Consider the following 14,235-nt stretch of genomic DNA (forward strand, 5'->3'; position numbering starts at 1 on the left):
TTAGCGCTCCGTGGTCTTGCGGATCTCTTTCTCGTCCATCCATTCGGCCAGACCGCTCTCGACGTCGATCAGTTGCAGGCTGAATTTGTAGAAGACGTCCTTGTAGTCGCTGCTGCGCTTGACGATGGAGCTGATGGAGCCTTCCAGGCGGTATTTGGCGGCGACCATGTTGCCGGTCTTGGCCACAGTGGACTTCTTGTACAGGCCGCTCTGGTTCTGCAGCTTGAGCTGGTCGACCTGGCTCTGCATGGCGTTGTTGTCGCTGGCGAAACGTGCGGTGCCGGACTTCATCAACTGGGTCTTGATCGACGTGGTGATCTCACGGGTATCGATGTACTCGCTGGTCTTGTTCTTCACGTCGTAGACCTGGACCACCGGGCGGCCCTGGAGGATGCCGGACTGGGCCAGGGAGCGGGTCATGGACTCGGCGATCATCTGCAGGTCGGTGGAGCCGAACTCGTTGGTCACCAGTTCCACGGCCTTGCTATCGCCGTAGCTGATGTTCTTGCCACCCAGGACCGGGGAGTTGTTGGCGCAGCCGCTGGCCAGCAGGGCGACCACGGCGAGGAAGGAAAAGCGTGCAAACATGATGGGTTCTCTTGATCGGGTTTCAGGGACGGCTTATTGGGTTTTGACTTCCATGCGAAAGTCGGTGGCCTTGGGGACCGGTGCGATGGCAGGCAGGAAGGTGGCCTGGGCCGCGTACAGGTTGAAGACCTTCCAGCTTTCTTCATCGGCGACCGGGAAGCCGTCGTCGCCCAGCCAGACAAAGCGGTAGTACATGGTCATGTTGGTGTGGCTGGTGTTGTTCAGCGCCACCTTGACCGTCAGGAAGCCGTTTTCACGGGCGACCCGCATCGCCCCGATGGCGATGTTGTTGAACTTGTTCATGACCACCACCTTGCTGGCGGCGCTGCCGGGAGCAGGGGGCGGAGGGGTGGCACAACCGGCCAGGAGGGCCAGGGTGGCGACGGCGAGAAGTTTCAAGCGCATGGGAGTCTCTGCTCAGGGGCGTTGGTTGCTGGCCATGTTCTGGCCGACGTGGTTCGGGATGACCTGGGCGGCCAGGCCACTGCTGAATACCTGGTTGCCAACCACCCGCAGGGCAATCACCTGGTAACGCTGGTCGACCTTGACCTGCACCTGGGTGCCACCAAGCGCATTGGGCAAGCTGAGCTTGTGCTCGCCTTGCTTGAGGCGCAGGCGTGTGACCTGGGTGTAGTCCGGCAGGGTGCGCCAGGTACGTGTATCGGCACCCTCGGTCACGGCCGAAGCCAGGCCGACCGCCAGGCTGGCCAGCGGGTTGACCTCGTTGAGGTTCTTTTGCGCCACGCCGCGGCTCACGGCGCGCACGGTGGTGCGCAGGATGATGCCTGGCATGTCGTCGCGCAGGGCACGGCGTGACATGGCGGTGGTGCTGTTGAGCAGGGTCAGCTCTTGTTGCTGGCCATCGATGCCGATCTGGGCGAAGGCCTGGGTCGAGTTATCGGCCTTGATCACCGGGAACGACAGCGGGGTGATCACCAGCTTGTCGCGGATCGGGATAGGCAGGGGAATGCGCACCGAGTCACGGGCCGGTGCCAGTCCGCTTTGCACCACGATCAGGACGTCGCTCTCATCCGCTGCCAGGGCGGCAATCGCCGGTGCCTTGGCTGGAGTCTTGGCGGCGCTCTTGTGCCTGGACTTGGCAGGGGCCTGGACCTGAGGCACCTCTACGGGGGCGTCGAGGTTCAGCAGGGCCTGTTCCAGCAAGGGTGTGTTGGGGCGCAGTTCAGCGGCTTTGCGGTAGCCGGGCGCGGCCAGGTCCTTTTCGCCCAGGGCTTCGTAGACGAAGCCTGACAGATAGTGACTGAAGGCACTCTGGTAGCTGTTTTTCAGGTTGACCACATCTGGTGCATCGAGGGCTTCGACCGGGTAGCCCTGGAGGTCCTTGTACTGGGTCTTGATCCCTTGCTTCTCGGCTTCGTCTTCGCGCTTGAGGTATTCCTTGTCCCGCAGTTCGGCGATCACCGCCTCGCGCTCGTGGGTCTTCTTGATCGCCATGCGGGCGCCGTCGAAGTCGTTGTTGGCCAGCAGGTTCATGGCCATCTGGGTGGTCAGCATGACTTTTTCGTAGTCATAACCTTCGTAGCGACGAACCTTGTCGTTGATCAGGAAACTGCCGAACTGGGCCAGGTACTTGTCGGTATCGAGCTTGACCGAGTCTTCCCAGGTGCCCACTACCTGGTCGGCATGGCCCCAGGCTGCCTGGCTGCCGTTCAGGTCGCCCTTGGACCGCAGCAACTCGCCCTTTTCGAAGTAATAGAGCAGGTCTTTGTCTTCACCCTGGTTGTGCTTCTCCAGCAGGGTCAGGGCGGCGTCGATGTTGCCGGCGCGCAGCTGCTGGTTGGTTTCCTGAAGCTCGTTGTCGTAGCTGCGAAAGGCCGAGCAGCCGGCGAGCAGAGTGACTGCGCCGAGCGCAATCGTGGGGAGGGCGCGGGATGCCATGGGTACTTCTTCTTCCCTGAGTGAGACAGCCTGGCAGCGGGTCGGGCTGGACGAACCCTCTGGCAGGAACACTGGCGATCCTGCCAATTCCTCATAAAAAGAGGAGCTAAAATGCCATTTCGCGATAACGAGGGCGCGGCATTATAGACGTGGGTTTTGGCTATGTAATGGCTTTTTAACGCCGTTTTGATTTGCTATTGCCACTATGTGAGCTGTTGCACACGGACTTTGAGCAGCGCTTGGGGTGGGCAAGATGCATCTCGGCTCGGGTCATGGCCAGGGCTGAAACGTTTGATCCAGGATGATTTTTACCGGGCTGTAATAGCTGCTTGAACCCGCTGGATTGCACCTGGAGAAGGCGGGCCGACTAATGAAACCAAGGGCCAGAGCCATTGCTCGGTTTTCGAAGATGTTTCCGTGGGTCGATAAGCCTTGAGTGAAACCGATTGGGAGGGAACAATATGTTACTTCGTATTTCCCTTTGAGAATCGTTCATGACTGCCCCTTCCCGTTTACTGGCGTTGCTGGTACTGCCGGTACTGGTGTTCTGCAGCTTCAACCTCCTGGCCGATACCATCGACGGTGCTCCCAAGGCACTGCACTTGTTGGACTACATCGGCGCGGACTATCCGGCCACGGTGGAGGATGGCAAGGTCATCGATGACTCCGAGTATCGCGAGCAGGTGGAGTTTCTCGGGGTATTGCAGGGGCTGATCGCCGATCTGCCTGCCAAGCCCGAGAAGGCCGAGCTGGAACAGGGCATCGCCAGCCTGCGCAAGGCCGTCGATGAGCGTGTGGATGGCAATCAGGTCGCACGCCTGGCCCGGCAGATGGGCGCTCGGCTGGCGGTGGCCTATGAGGTCAGCCAGGCACCGATCATCACTCCGGACCCTTCTCGTGGGGCTCCCTTGTACGCCCAGCACTGCTCGGTGTGCCATGGCCAGCAGGGGGCCGGTGACGGCCCGGCGGGTGTCGGCATGACGCCACCACCGGCCAACCTGCGGGACGCTGCGCGTCTGGACCGCCTGAGCCTGTATGCCATCTACAACACCCTGGGCCTGGGCGTGGAAGGCACTGACATGCCGTCGTTCGCCGATCAACTGGATGATCGCCAGCGTTGGGACCTGGCGACCTATATCGCCGGTTTCAGTGCCGATCCGGCGGCGGCCAAGAGCGAGCAGGGTTTCAACCTGGCCGATCTGGCCCGGCAGACCCCAGGCGAAGTCCTGGCGGCCCAGGGACCGCAGGCCGCCGCGACCTTCCGTGCCCAGCGCGCCCAGCCACCCCAGGCCAAGCGTGGCCCGGGGCAATTGCTGGACTATACCGCCTCGACCCTGGACAAGAGCCTGGCGGCCTACCGCAGCGGCGATCACGAACAGGCCTACGATCTCTCGGTCGCCGCGTACCTGGAAGGCTTCGAGCTGGTGGAAAGCTCCCTGGACAACGTCGATGCCGCCGTGCGCAAGGACACCGAAAAAGCCCTGATGGCCTACCGTCAGTCGCTGCAGGATGGCCTGCCGGTGGAGCAGGCCGAGCAGCGCCTGGAGGCGGCCAAGGCCAAGCTCAAGGAGTCCGCCGGACTGCTGGGCGGCGACAGCCTGAGCTGGTCCTTGAGCTTCATTTCCGGCCTGTTGATCCTTCTGCGTGAGGGGTTGGAGGCCATCCTGGTGCTGGCGGCGATCCTTGCATTCCTGCGCAACACCGGCCAGCAGTCGGCGGTACGCAGTGTCAACGTCGGTTGGGGCCTGGCCCTGCTCGCCGGGCTGGGGACCTGGGCCCTGGCAGCCTATGTGATCGATGTCAGCGGCTCCCAGCGAGAGCTGCTGGAGGGCGCCACGGCCTTGTTCGCCAGCGTCATGGTGTTGTGGCTCGGTGTGTGGATGCATGACCGCCGGCATGCGGCGGCCTGGCAGGACTACATCAAGAGCAGCCTGGTGGGAGGCGGTGGCCGCTTCGGTTTTGCGGTGCTGGCGTTCTTCTCGGTCTATCGCGAGCTGTTCGAAGTGATCCTGTTCTACGAGACCCTGTGGCTGCAGGCTGGTCCTGCCGGGCACAACGCGGTACTGGCCGGTGGCGCCACCGCCCTGGTGCTGCTGGTGGGCCTGGCGTGGGTGATCCTGCGGGGTTCGGCCAAGTTGCCGCTGACGTTGTTCTTCAGCATCAACGCCGCGCTGCTGTGCGCCTTGTCGGTGGTGTTCGCCGGCCATGGCGTCAAGGCGCTGCAAGAGGCGGGGATCTTTGGTACTCGGCCGGTTCCGTTCTTCGATTTCGACTGGCTGGGCATTCATGCCGACGCCTATTCGCTTGGTGCCCAGGTGGTGGCGATCGTGGCGATCGTGGTGCTCTACACCCGTAGCCGGATGAGCGAAAAACAACGCCTGCAGGCTTCCTGAGTCTCGGGGCGGGTTGATTGCGGGCAAGCTTGTCCCTTTGGGATGGCTTGCCCGTTTTGCATTTAGCGAGGAAAACATCAATGCGTGTCTGGATCGATGCCGACGCTTGTCCCAAGGCCGCCAAGGAGCAGGTGGTGCGTTTTGCCCTCAAGCGGCAGTTCGAGGTGGTGCTGGTGGCTGGCCAGCCGCAGATCAAGCCCGCATTCGCCTGCGTCAAGCTGGTCGTGGTGCCCAGTGGCCCGGATGCCGCGGACGATTACCTGGTGGAGCACGCGGTGCCCGGCGAACTGGTGATCTGTAGCGATGTACCGCTGGCGGATCGCCTGGTGAAGAAGGGCGTGTCGGCTCTCGACTCCAGGGGCAAGGAGTTCGATGCGCAGAACATGGGCGAGCGCCTGGCGGTGCGCAACCTGTTCACCGATCTGCGCGAGCAGGGCCAGGTCAGCGGTGGCCAGGCACCTTATGGCGATCGGGAGAAGCAGGCGTTCGCCAACGCCCTGGACCGCATCCTGACCAGGCTGGCGCGCCAGGCCTGATGTGGCCAGGGAGCGTATCCCTGGCTGTGGAAGATGGGACTACTGCTGGTCCTGGTGGGTCAGCTCCAGTACCCGGTCCACCAGCTTGTTGATGCCCGAGGCTGCCTGGCTGATGGATTGCGCCAGCATGTAGGCCGGGGTGGTCACCAGTTTGCGCGCTGGATCCTCGATGATGTCGTCCACCGCGCACTCGGCGTGGGTGGCGCCCATCTTGCCCAACGCCGCCGCGGTGTCGGCATCGTTGCCGATGGTGCAGGTCACGCCGGGGCCATAGATCTTCGCCGCCATGGCCGGGGCGATGCACATCAGGCCTACCGGCTTGCCTGCCTCGGCAAAGGCTTCGGCCAGGGCCAGCACGTCCGCCTGCACCGAGCAGGCGGCACCTTCGGTGGCGAAGCTGGACAGGTTCTTGGCGGCGCCGAAGCCCCCGGGAATGATCAGCGCATCGAAATCATCGACATTGGCCTCGCGCACATCCTTGACCTGGCCCCGGGCAATACGCGCCGATTCCACCAGCACGTTGCGGGTCTCGGGCATGGCTTCGCCGGTCAGGTGGTTGAGCACATGCATCTGCGGGATATCCGGGGCGAAGCACTGCACCTGGGCGCCGCGCTGGTCGAGGCGCAACAGGGTGATCACGCTTTCATGGATCTCGGCACCGTCGAAGACACCGCAACCGGAAAGGATCACTGCAACTTTTTTGCTCATGGGGTTTTCTCCAGGTTCATCGCGCTAAATGCCCACCAGTTTGTCACCTGTGGCCAGGAAGGGGTATCGAGACTGCAAGCCAGGAGTCTGCCGGGGGCATGGGTTTGGAAAACGGTTGGGAGGGCGAGTTCAGCGCTCGAAGAGCGGTGGGGGTGACGGCAGGGCGGCGACCCAGTGGAAGTCGCCGCGCAGGGCAGGGGCTTACTCGGCGGGCTTTTTGTTCAGCTCGGCCTGCTCGGCTTCGTAGATCTGCTTGGCCAGGCGCGCATTCTTGAAGCGCCGCCGCAGCCACAGGCACAGGCCCACGACCAGCAACGCGCCCAGGACCCAGAGCTCGTACTTCTTGATGCTGCCGAGCATGCCTTCCATCACGGCGCCGAAGTGGAAGGCCGCTTGCGCCAGGGCTACGGCCCAGATGGCCGCGCCAATGCCGTTGAGCAGCAGGTAGCGGGCCGGCGGATAACCGGAAAGGCCGATGGCCACCGGCATCACGGTGCGCAGGCCGTAGACGAAGCGAAAGCTCAATACCCAGATGTCCGGGTGCTTGCGGATATGCTCCAGCGCCCGGTCACCCATCATCTGCCAGCGCGGTTTGCGCGCCAGCAACTTGCGGCCATGCTTGCGCCCCAGGAAGTACCACAGTTGGTCGCCGGCGTAGCTGCCAAAGAAGGCGACCACCATGACCAGGTTGATATCCATGTATCCACGGAACGCGAGAAACCCGGCGAGAACCAGAATGGTTTCGCCTTCGAAAAACGTACCGAGAAAGAGGGCGAAGTAGCCGAAATCCTGAAGAAATTGTTGGAGCATTGTCTGGATGCTGGCGAAATGAACGCGCAGCCTACCCCTTCGTCGACGTTGGGGAAAGTATCGAAATGTGTCTCGACGTGAACAATTCCCCTCAATGACAATGAGTGTTGCTGTCGGTCAACAGCTTGAGCAGAACTGTCATCTGTTCGTCATAATGCCCGCTTATAACTGTCACGCTCGCCCGTTAGCGCGGGCCATGGAGTCCGTCGTGAGCTTTGCCGCTGCCAATCGCCTGTTTCCCGCCACTCGCTTGCGCCGTAATCGCCGTGATGATTTTTCCCGACGTCTGGTGCGCGAGAACCGGTTGAGCGTGGACGACCTGATCCTGCCGGTGTTCGTGCTCGACGGCGAGAATCGTCGTGAGGCGGTGGCCTCGATGCCCGGGGTCGAGCGCCTGAGCATCGACTTGCTGCTGGAGGCGGCGGTGCACTGGGTCGAGCTGGGAATTCCCGCCCTGGCATTGTTTCCGGTGACTCCTGGGCAACTCAAATCCCTGGATGCTGCCCAAGCCTGGAACCCGGATGGCATCGCCCAGCGCGCCACCCGGGCCCTGCGCGAGCGCTTCCCAGGTCTTGGGGTGATCACCGACGTCGCCCTGGACCCCTTCACGACCCATGGCCAGGACGGCATTCTCGACGACCAGGGCTATGTACAGAATGACATTACCGTCGATGCCCTGGTGCGCCAGGCGCTGTCCCATGCCGAAGCGGGGGCCCAGGTGGTGGCGCCATCGGACATGATGGACGGTCGTGTTCAGGCGATTCGCGAGGCCCTGGAGCTGGCGGGGCATGTCAATGTGCGGATCATGGCCTATTCGGCCAAGTACGCCAGTGCCTACTACGGGCCTTTTCGCGACGCGGTGGGCTCGGCGCTGAACCTGGGCAAGGCCGACAAGGCCTCCTACCAGATGGACCCGGCCAATGCCCAGGAAGCCCTGCATGAAGTCGCTGCGGACCTGGCGGAAGGGGCGGATATGGTCATGGTCAAGCCGGGCATGCCTTATCTGGACATCCTTTGGCGGGTCAGGGATGAATTCAAGGTGCCGACCTTTGTCTATCAGGTCAGCGGCGAATACGCCATGCACATGGCGGCGATCCAGAATGGATGGTTGGGTGAAGGGGTTATTCTCGAGTCCCTGACCGCTTTCAAACGTGCGGGTGCCGATGGCATCCTGACTTACTTTGCCGTTCGTGCTGCTCAATTGTTACGAGAGCAAAAATAGCCCTCCCAGGAACACGCGATGAATACTGAAGGACTCTCAGAAGTTGCCGTAAAAGAAGCTCAGCCAGTGGTCGAGCAAGTGGTCGAGACCCCGCCCGAGCTGGAGCCGGTACCTGCGGCCGTCCAGGCCGAAACGCAACCGGCACCGACCATCGTCATTCCCAACCTGGACGACAGCAGCCTGTATATCCATCGCGAGCTGTCGCAACTGCAATTCAACATCCGCGTGCTGGAGCAGGCGCTGGATGAGTCCTACCCGTTGCTGGAACGCCTGAAGTTCCTGCTGATCTTCTCCAGTAACCTGGACGAGTTCTTCGAGATCCGGGTCGCCGGCCTGAAGAAACAGATCACTTTCGCCCGTGAGCAGGCCGGGGCCGATGGCTTGCAGCCGCACCAGGCGTTGGCTCGCATCAGCGACCTGGTACACGGTCAGGTCGACCGCCAATACGCGATCCTCAACGACATCCTGTTGCCGGAGCTGGAGAAGCACCAGATCCGCTTCATTCGTCGCCGTCACTGGACCGCCAAGCTCAAGACCTGGGTACGACGCTTTTTCCGTGACGAGATCGCCCCGATTATCACGCCCATCGGCCTGGACCCGACGCACCCGTTCCCATTGCTGGTGAACAAGAGCCTGAACTTCATCGTCGAGCTGGAAGGTATCGATGCGTTCGGCCGTGACTCCGGCCTTGCGATCATCCCGGCTCCGCGCCTGCTGCCGCGGATCATCCGGGTGCCGGAGGAAGTCGGTGGCCCTGGTGACAACTATGTATTCCTGTCGTCGATGATCCATGCCCATGCCGATGACCTGTTCCAGGGCATGAAGGTAAAGGGCTGCTATCAGTTCCGCCTGACTCGAAACGCCGACCTGGCCGTGGACACCGAGGATGTCGAGGACCTGGCTCGTGCCCTGCGTGGCGAGCTGTTCTCCCGCCGCTATGGTGATGCGGTGCGCCTGGAAGTTGCCGACACTTGCCCCAAGCACCTGTCGGACTACCTGCTCAAGCAGTTCAACCTGCACGAGACCGAGCTGTACCAGGTCAATGGCCCGGTGAACCTCACGCGCCTGTTCAGCATCACCGGCCTGGACAGCCACCCGGAGCTCCAGCATCCGCCGTTCACCCCGCAGATTCCGAAGCTCTTGCAGAACAGCGAGAACATCTTCAGCGTCATCAGCAAGCAGGACATCCTGTTGCTGCACCCGTTCGAGTCCTTCACTCCGGTGGTCGACCTGCTGCGCCAGGCCGCCAAGGACCCCCATGTGCTGGCGGTGCGCCAGACGTTGTACCGCTCCGGGGCCAACTCGGAGATTGTCGACGCCCTGGTGGACGCGGCGCGCAACGGCAAGGAGGTCACCGCGGTGATCGAGCTGCGTGCGCGCTTCGACGAAGAGTCCAACCTGCAGATGGCCAGCCGCCTGCAAGCGGCCGGTGCAGTGGTGATCTACGGCGTGGTGGGCTTCAAGACCCACGCCAAGATGATGCTGATCCTGCGGCGCGAGCAGGGCGAGATCGTGCGCTATGCGCACCTGGGTACGGGTAACTACCACGCAGCCAATGCCCGCCTGTATACCGACTACAGCCTGCTGACCTCCGATGACGCCCTGTGCGAGGACGTCGGCAAGCTGTTCAGCCAGTTGATCGGCATGGGCAAGACCTTGCGCATGAAGAAGCTCTTGCATGCGCCGTTCACCCTGAAGAAGGGCATGCTCGACATGATCGCCAGGGAGACCCAGTTCGCCCTGGATGGCAAGCCGGCGCACATCATCGCCAAGTTCAACTCGCTGACCGATCCGAAGATCATTCGCGCGTTGTACAAGGCCAGTCAGTCTGGCGTGCGCATCGACCTGGTGGTGCGTGGCATGTGCTGCCTGCGTCCGGGGATCGCGGGGGTGTCGCACAACATCCATGTACGGTCGATCATCGGCCGCTTCCTGGAGCACACCCGGGTGTTCTACTTCCTCAATGGCGGCGAGGAGCAGATGTTCCTCTCCAGTGCCGACTGGATGGAGCGCAACCTCGACAAGCGAGTCGAGACCTGCTTCCCGGTGGAAGGCAAGAAGTTGATCCTGCGGGTCAAGAAGGAGCTGGAGAGCTATCTCACCGATAACACCCACAGTTGGAGCCTGCAGTCCGACGGTCGCTATATCCGTAACACGCCGACCGGCAACCAGAACCCGCGCAGCGCCCAGGCCACCTTGCTGGAGCGTCTCGGTAGCCCGGTGTTGCCGGTGCGCTAGGTTCAGCCGGCGCCCATGAAAAAGGCCAGCCCGAGTGATCGGGCTGGCCTTTTTTGTTTGACCGGCAGCGGGCTCAGCTGACGTTGAGCACGATGCCGACCCGGGTCAGCCACTCGGCCTCGAGGGCGAAGTCCGCCTGGGTCAGCTGGTTTTCATCCAGCCAGTTGGCCGGGAACTTCACGTCCAGCTGGTCGCCGCTGGCGCTGAGTTTCACCTGGGGCATCTGCTGGGTGCCACGGATGTGGTGGAACAGGATGGCAAAGCGCAGCAACACGCAAAGGCGGATCAGCTTGATGCCGTCGTCGCCGAACTCGGCGAACTTCTCCTTGGGAATGTTGCGCCGGTGCCCGCGTACCAGCAGGGCCAGCATTTGCTGGTCTTCGCGGGAGAAACCGGCCAGGTCCGAGTGCTCGATCAGGTAGGCGCCGTGCTTGTGGTAGTGGTAGTGGGCAATGTCCAGGCCGACTTCGTGCACCTTGGCGGCCCAACCCAGCAGTTCGCGCCAGATACCGTCCTCCAGGTCCCAGTCGGCCGCTACCTGGTCGAAGGAGCGCAGGGCCTTGCCTTCGACCCGCGAAGCCTGCTCCAGGTCCACGTGGTAGCGCTCCATCAGCGAGCCGAGGGTGCGCTCACGGACGTCTTCATGGTGATGGCGGCCCAGCAGGTCGTAGAGCACGCCTTCGCGCAGGGCGCCTTCGCAGTGATCCATGCGCTGCAATTCCAGGGCATCGAAGATCGCCTCGAGGATCGCCAGGCCAGCAGGGAAGATGGCCCGGCGGTCGGGCTTGATGCCTTCGAAGTCGATCTTCTCGGCATCGCCGAGCTTGAACAGCTTGCGCTTGAGCCAGGCCAGGCCTTCGGCATTGACCTCGCCGCTGCCTTGGCCGCCGGCCTTGAGGGCCAGGCCGATGGCACGAATGGTGCCGGAGGAGCCGATGGCTTCGTCCCAGGTCAGGCGGTGCAGCGCGTGCTCGATGCTCATGATCTCCAGGCGAGCGGCGGTATAGGCCTGGGCGTAGCGGGCCGGGGTGATCTTGCCGTCGCGGAAATAGCGCTGGGTGAAGCTCACGCAGCCCATCTGCAGGCTTTCGCGCAGCAGGGGCTCGAAACGTTGGCCAATGATGAACTCGGTGCTGCCACCGCCGATGTCGGCCACCAGGCGCTTGCCCGGGGTGTCGGCGAGGGTATGGGAAACCCCGAGGTAGATCAGGCGGGCTTCTTCGCGACCGGAGATGACTTCCACCGGGTGGCCGAGGATTTCCTCGGCGCGGCGAATGAACTCGCCACGGTTGCGAGCCTCGCGCAGGGCGTTGGTACCAACGATGCGCACAGTGCCCTGGGGCATGCCGTTGATCAGTTGGGCGAAGCGCTTGAGGCAATCAAGCCCGCGCTGCATGGATTCTTCGTTGAGCTGGCGTTCTTCATTGATGCCGGCGGCCAACTGAACCTTTTCACCCAATCGCTCGAGAATGCGGATTTCACCGTTCCGGGCCTTGGCCACGACCATGTGAAAGCTGTTGGAGCCTAGATCGATCGCGGCGATCAAGGACAGATTCTTGGCTTGGGATTGGGGCATGGCAGGGGGTCTCGGTCGATAACCTCGTCATCCTGCCACGATCAACGGCTCGCGCCAACGCGCAGTGGCCAATGCGTTGATTCATCGCATGAAACCTTGCGCCAGCGTGCATTTCCAGATGCGCCATGAGGGTCTTGAGGATGCAGTGCTACCGCTCATCCGGCCGTGTTGCGCATCCAGGGCTGCGGGGGAGCGCGTAGATCGAGCCCAAAGGCGTGTGTAGCGGCCTCGGTGACATTAATAGGATGCGCGGCGCGACGTTGTCCCGGCTTTGCAGGTATCTGTGGGATTCTCGCTTTGCGCCGGCCTGAGCTATACCCAAACTCATGGGGCACTATAGTTAGAGTCAATCATCTGCGGCTTCCTGAACGAGGGAAGGGCAGATATGATGGGCCACGTTTTTTTGCTTACAACCTGGAGAATTCCATGAGCAGCGATCTCATCAAACACGTCAGCGACGCCAGCTTCGAGGCCGATGTACTCAAGGCTGAAGGCGCTGTACTGGTCGACTACTGGGCTGAGTGGTGCGGCCCATGCAAAATGATCGCTCCGGTTCTGGACGAAATTGCCGAGACCTACAAGGGCAAGCTCACCGTTGCCAAACTGAACATCGACGAAAACCAGGAAACCCCGGCCAAGCATGGCGTGCGTGGTATCCCGACCCTGATGCTGTTCAAGAACGGCAACGTTGAAGCCACCAAGGTCGGTGCGCTGTCGAAGTCGCAACTGGCGGCATTCCTCGACGCCAACATCTGAACCTCGGTTTCAGCGTGATTGAAAAGGCCCCGCAAAATGCGGGGCTTTTTCGTAATTGAGGGCTAGACGCTCCGAAACTCAGGTGTTACATTCGGCCCCGCACTGGTTTCTCCAGTGCCCCCTGCAAGCCGTCGCCGACGCTCTCCTTTTCGAATAAGTACGCGATCCTGTCGCCTTCTCCGCGGCGCGGCCTCATTAAGCCAAAAGCTTAATTTCCCCCTCTATAAATGATTACGTCATTCCTATATGAACCTGACTGAACTCAAGCAAAAGCCGATTACCGAACTGCTCGAATTGGCCGAACAGATGGGCATAGAAAATATGGCCCGTTCGCGCAAGCAGGACGTGATTTTCTCCCTGCTGAAAAAGCACGCGAAAAGCGGTGAGGAAATCTCCGGTGATGGCGTGCTGGAGATCCTCCAGGACGGCTTCGGCTTCCTTCGCTCCTCCGACGCCTCCTACCTGGCCGGCCCGGACGATATCTACGTGTCGCCAAGCCAGATCCGTCGCTTCAACTTGCGCACCGGTGACACCATCGTTGGCAAGATCCGCCCTCCGAAGGAAGGCGAGCGTTACTTCGCGCTGCTCAAGGTCGATACCATCAACTACGACCGTCCCGAGAACGCCAAGAACAAGATCCTGTTCGAGAACTTGACCCCGCTGTTCCCCAACGATCGCCTGAAGATGGAAGCCGGCAACGGTTCCACCGAAGACCTCACCGGTCGCGTCATCGATCTGTGTGCCCCGATCGGCAAGGGCCAGCGTGGCCTGATCGTCGCTCCGCCGAAAGCGGGTAAAACGATCATGCTGCAGAACATCGCGGCCAACATCACCCGCAACAACCCCGAGTGCCACCTGATCGTCCTGCTGATCGACGAGCGCCCGGAAGAAGTGACCGAAATGCAGCGCACCGTGCGTGGCGAAGTGGTCGCTTCCACCTTCGACGAGCCGCCAACCCGCCACGTGCAAGTGGCCGAGATGGTGATCGAGAAGGCCAAGCGCCTGGTCGAGCACAAGAAGGACGTAGTGATCCTGCTGGACTCCATCACCCGTCTGGCTCGCGCCTACAACACCGTGATCCCGAGCTCCGGCAAGGTCCTGACCGGTGGTGTCGATGCCCACGCCCTGGAGAAGCCGAAGCGCTTCTTCGGTGCCGCGCGGAACATCGAGGAAGGCGGCTCGCTGACCATCATCGCCACCGCGCTGGTCGAAACCGGCTCGAAGATGGACGAAGTGATCTACGAAGAGTTCAAGGGGACCGGCAACATGGAGCTGCCCCTGGACCGTCGTATCGCCGAGAAGCGCGTATTCCCGGCCATCAACATCAACAAGTCCGGTACCCGCCGCGAAGAGCTGCTGACTGCCGACGACGAGCTGCAGCGCATGTGGATCCTGCGCAAGCTGCTGCATCCGATGGATGAAGTCGCCGCTATCGAGTTCCTGGTCGACAAGCTGAAGCAGACCAAGACCAACGATGAATTCTTCCTGTCGATGAAGCGCAAGTAACAT

At 61.9% G+C, this 14,235-nt stretch carries 12 protein-coding genes; 6 read left to right on the forward strand and 6 right to left on the reverse strand.

The window, feature by feature from the left end; all coding sequences use genetic code 11:
• Genes lpoB through C4K39_RS18130 form a run of 3 tightly spaced genes read right to left on the reverse strand, consistent with a single transcriptional unit; the run spans nucleotide 1 to nucleotide 2,487 of the window.
• Nucleotides 1-588, reverse strand: a complete 588-nt coding sequence (gene lpoB / locus C4K39_RS18120; RefSeq protein WP_068575974.1) for a penicillin-binding protein activator LpoB — start codon at nucleotides 586-588, stop codon at nucleotides 1-3.
• A 33-nt stretch (nucleotides 589-621) separates the two neighbouring features.
• Nucleotides 622-993, reverse strand: coding sequence for a YcfL family putative periplasmic lipoprotein (locus tag C4K39_RS18125; protein ID WP_124347118.1), 372 nt, complete (start codon nucleotides 991-993; stop codon nucleotides 622-624).
• Nucleotides 994-1,005: 12 nt separating this feature from the next.
• Nucleotides 1,006-2,487 (reverse strand): COG3014 family protein, encoded by a 1,482-nt coding sequence (locus C4K39_RS18130; protein WP_068575978.1) that lies wholly within the window; start codon nucleotides 2,485-2,487, stop codon nucleotides 1,006-1,008.
• 494 nt (nucleotides 2,488-2,981) lie between these two features.
• Between C4K39_RS18130 and C4K39_RS18135 the strand changes: the two genes are divergently transcribed.
• Together C4K39_RS18135 and C4K39_RS18140 are read left to right on the forward strand one after the other, a co-directional pair.
• On the forward strand, nucleotides 2,982-4,880 hold the full coding sequence (locus C4K39_RS18135) for an FTR1 family protein (RefSeq protein ID WP_124347119.1): 1,899 nt from the start codon (nucleotides 2,982-2,984) through the stop codon (nucleotides 4,878-4,880).
• 80 nt (nucleotides 4,881-4,960) lie between these two features.
• The gene (locus C4K39_RS18140) at nucleotides 4,961-5,416 is read left to right on the forward strand and encodes a YaiI/YqxD family protein (protein WP_068575982.1); all 456 of its coding nucleotides are present in this window, start codon (nucleotides 4,961-4,963) and stop codon (nucleotides 5,414-5,416) included.
• Between the two features lie 39 nt (nucleotides 5,417-5,455).
• On the opposite strand, the gene elbB is transcribed toward C4K39_RS18140, so the two are convergent.
• Entirely contained in the window at nucleotides 5,456-6,124 is a 669-nt protein-coding gene (gene elbB, locus C4K39_RS18145) for an isoprenoid biosynthesis glyoxalase ElbB (protein ID WP_068575983.1), read from the reverse strand.
• A gap of 201 nt (nucleotides 6,125-6,325) precedes the next feature.
• On the reverse strand, nucleotides 6,326-6,934 hold the full coding sequence (locus C4K39_RS18150) for a DedA family protein (RefSeq protein ID WP_068575985.1): 609 nt from the start codon (nucleotides 6,932-6,934) through the stop codon (nucleotides 6,326-6,328).
• 208 nt (nucleotides 6,935-7,142) lie between these two features.
• On the opposite strand from C4K39_RS18150, the gene hemB reads away from it, so the two are divergent.
• Complete coding sequence (gene hemB, locus C4K39_RS18155; RefSeq protein ID WP_124347120.1) at nucleotides 7,143-8,156, forward strand: porphobilinogen synthase; 1,014 nt, start codon at nucleotides 7,143-7,145, stop codon at nucleotides 8,154-8,156.
• An 18-nt stretch (nucleotides 8,157-8,174) separates the two neighbouring features.
• Complete coding sequence (gene ppk1 / locus C4K39_RS18160; RefSeq protein ID WP_068575989.1) at nucleotides 8,175-10,394, forward strand: polyphosphate kinase 1; 2,220 nt, start codon at nucleotides 8,175-8,177, stop codon at nucleotides 10,392-10,394.
• Between the two features lie 73 nt (nucleotides 10,395-10,467).
• Here the strand turns inward: ppk1 and ppx are convergent, their stop codons facing one another.
• Entirely contained in the window at nucleotides 10,468-11,970 is a 1,503-nt protein-coding gene (gene ppx / locus C4K39_RS18165) for an exopolyphosphatase (protein WP_068575991.1), read from the reverse strand.
• 426 nt (nucleotides 11,971-12,396) lie between these two features.
• Here ppx and trxA point away from each other — a divergent pair, with 426 nt between their 5' ends.
• Both trxA and rho read left to right on the forward strand, forming a co-directional pair.
• Nucleotides 12,397-12,726: a thioredoxin TrxA gene (gene trxA, locus C4K39_RS18170; protein WP_003206727.1), complete on the forward strand. Its 330-nt coding sequence runs from the start codon at nucleotides 12,397-12,399 to the stop codon at nucleotides 12,724-12,726.
• 246 nt (nucleotides 12,727-12,972) lie between these two features.
• Nucleotides 12,973-14,232, forward strand: coding sequence for a transcription termination factor Rho (rho, locus tag C4K39_RS18175; protein ID WP_022641764.1), 1,260 nt, complete (start codon nucleotides 12,973-12,975; stop codon nucleotides 14,230-14,232).
• Nucleotides 14,233-14,235 lie beyond the last annotated feature (3 nt).

Origin of the sequence: Pseudomonas sessilinigenes, from assembly GCF_003850565.1 — a bacterium.
In the GTDB taxonomy this organism is placed as follows: domain Bacteria; phylum Pseudomonadota; class Gammaproteobacteria; order Pseudomonadales; family Pseudomonadaceae; genus Aquipseudomonas; species Aquipseudomonas sessilinigenes.

Bases quoted from the DNA above. Each gene is read 5' to 3' on its own strand.
- ppk1 (WP_068575989.1), top strand. From the start codon at position 8,175: ATGAATACTGAAGGACTCTCAGAAGTTGCCGTAAAAGAAGCTCAGCCA.
- ppx (WP_068575991.1), bottom strand. From the start codon at position 11,970: ATGCCCCAATCCCAAGCCAAGAATCTGTCCTTGATCGCCGCGATCGAT.
- C4K39_RS18130 (WP_068575978.1), bottom strand. From the start codon at position 2,487: ATGGCATCCCGCGCCCTCCCCACGATTGCGCTCGGCGCAGTCACTCTG.
- elbB (WP_068575983.1), bottom strand. From the start codon at position 6,124: ATGAGCAAAAAAGTTGCAGTGATCCTTTCCGGTTGCGGTGTCTTCGAC.
- C4K39_RS18150 (WP_068575985.1), bottom strand. From the start codon at position 6,934: ATGCTCCAACAATTTCTTCAGGATTTCGGCTACTTCGCCCTCTTTCTC.
- C4K39_RS18140 (WP_068575982.1), top strand. From the start codon at position 4,961: ATGCGTGTCTGGATCGATGCCGACGCTTGTCCCAAGGCCGCCAAGGAG.
- C4K39_RS18135 (WP_124347119.1), top strand. From the start codon at position 2,982: ATGACTGCCCCTTCCCGTTTACTGGCGTTGCTGGTACTGCCGGTACTG.
- C4K39_RS18125 (WP_124347118.1), bottom strand. From the start codon at position 993: ATGCGCTTGAAACTTCTCGCCGTCGCCACCCTGGCCCTCCTGGCCGGT.
- rho (WP_022641764.1), top strand. From the start codon at position 12,973: ATGAACCTGACTGAACTCAAGCAAAAGCCGATTACCGAACTGCTCGAA.
- lpoB (WP_068575974.1), bottom strand. From the start codon at position 588: ATGTTTGCACGCTTTTCCTTCCTCGCCGTGGTCGCCCTGCTGGCCAGC.
- trxA (WP_003206727.1), top strand. From the start codon at position 12,397: ATGAGCAGCGATCTCATCAAACACGTCAGCGACGCCAGCTTCGAGGCC.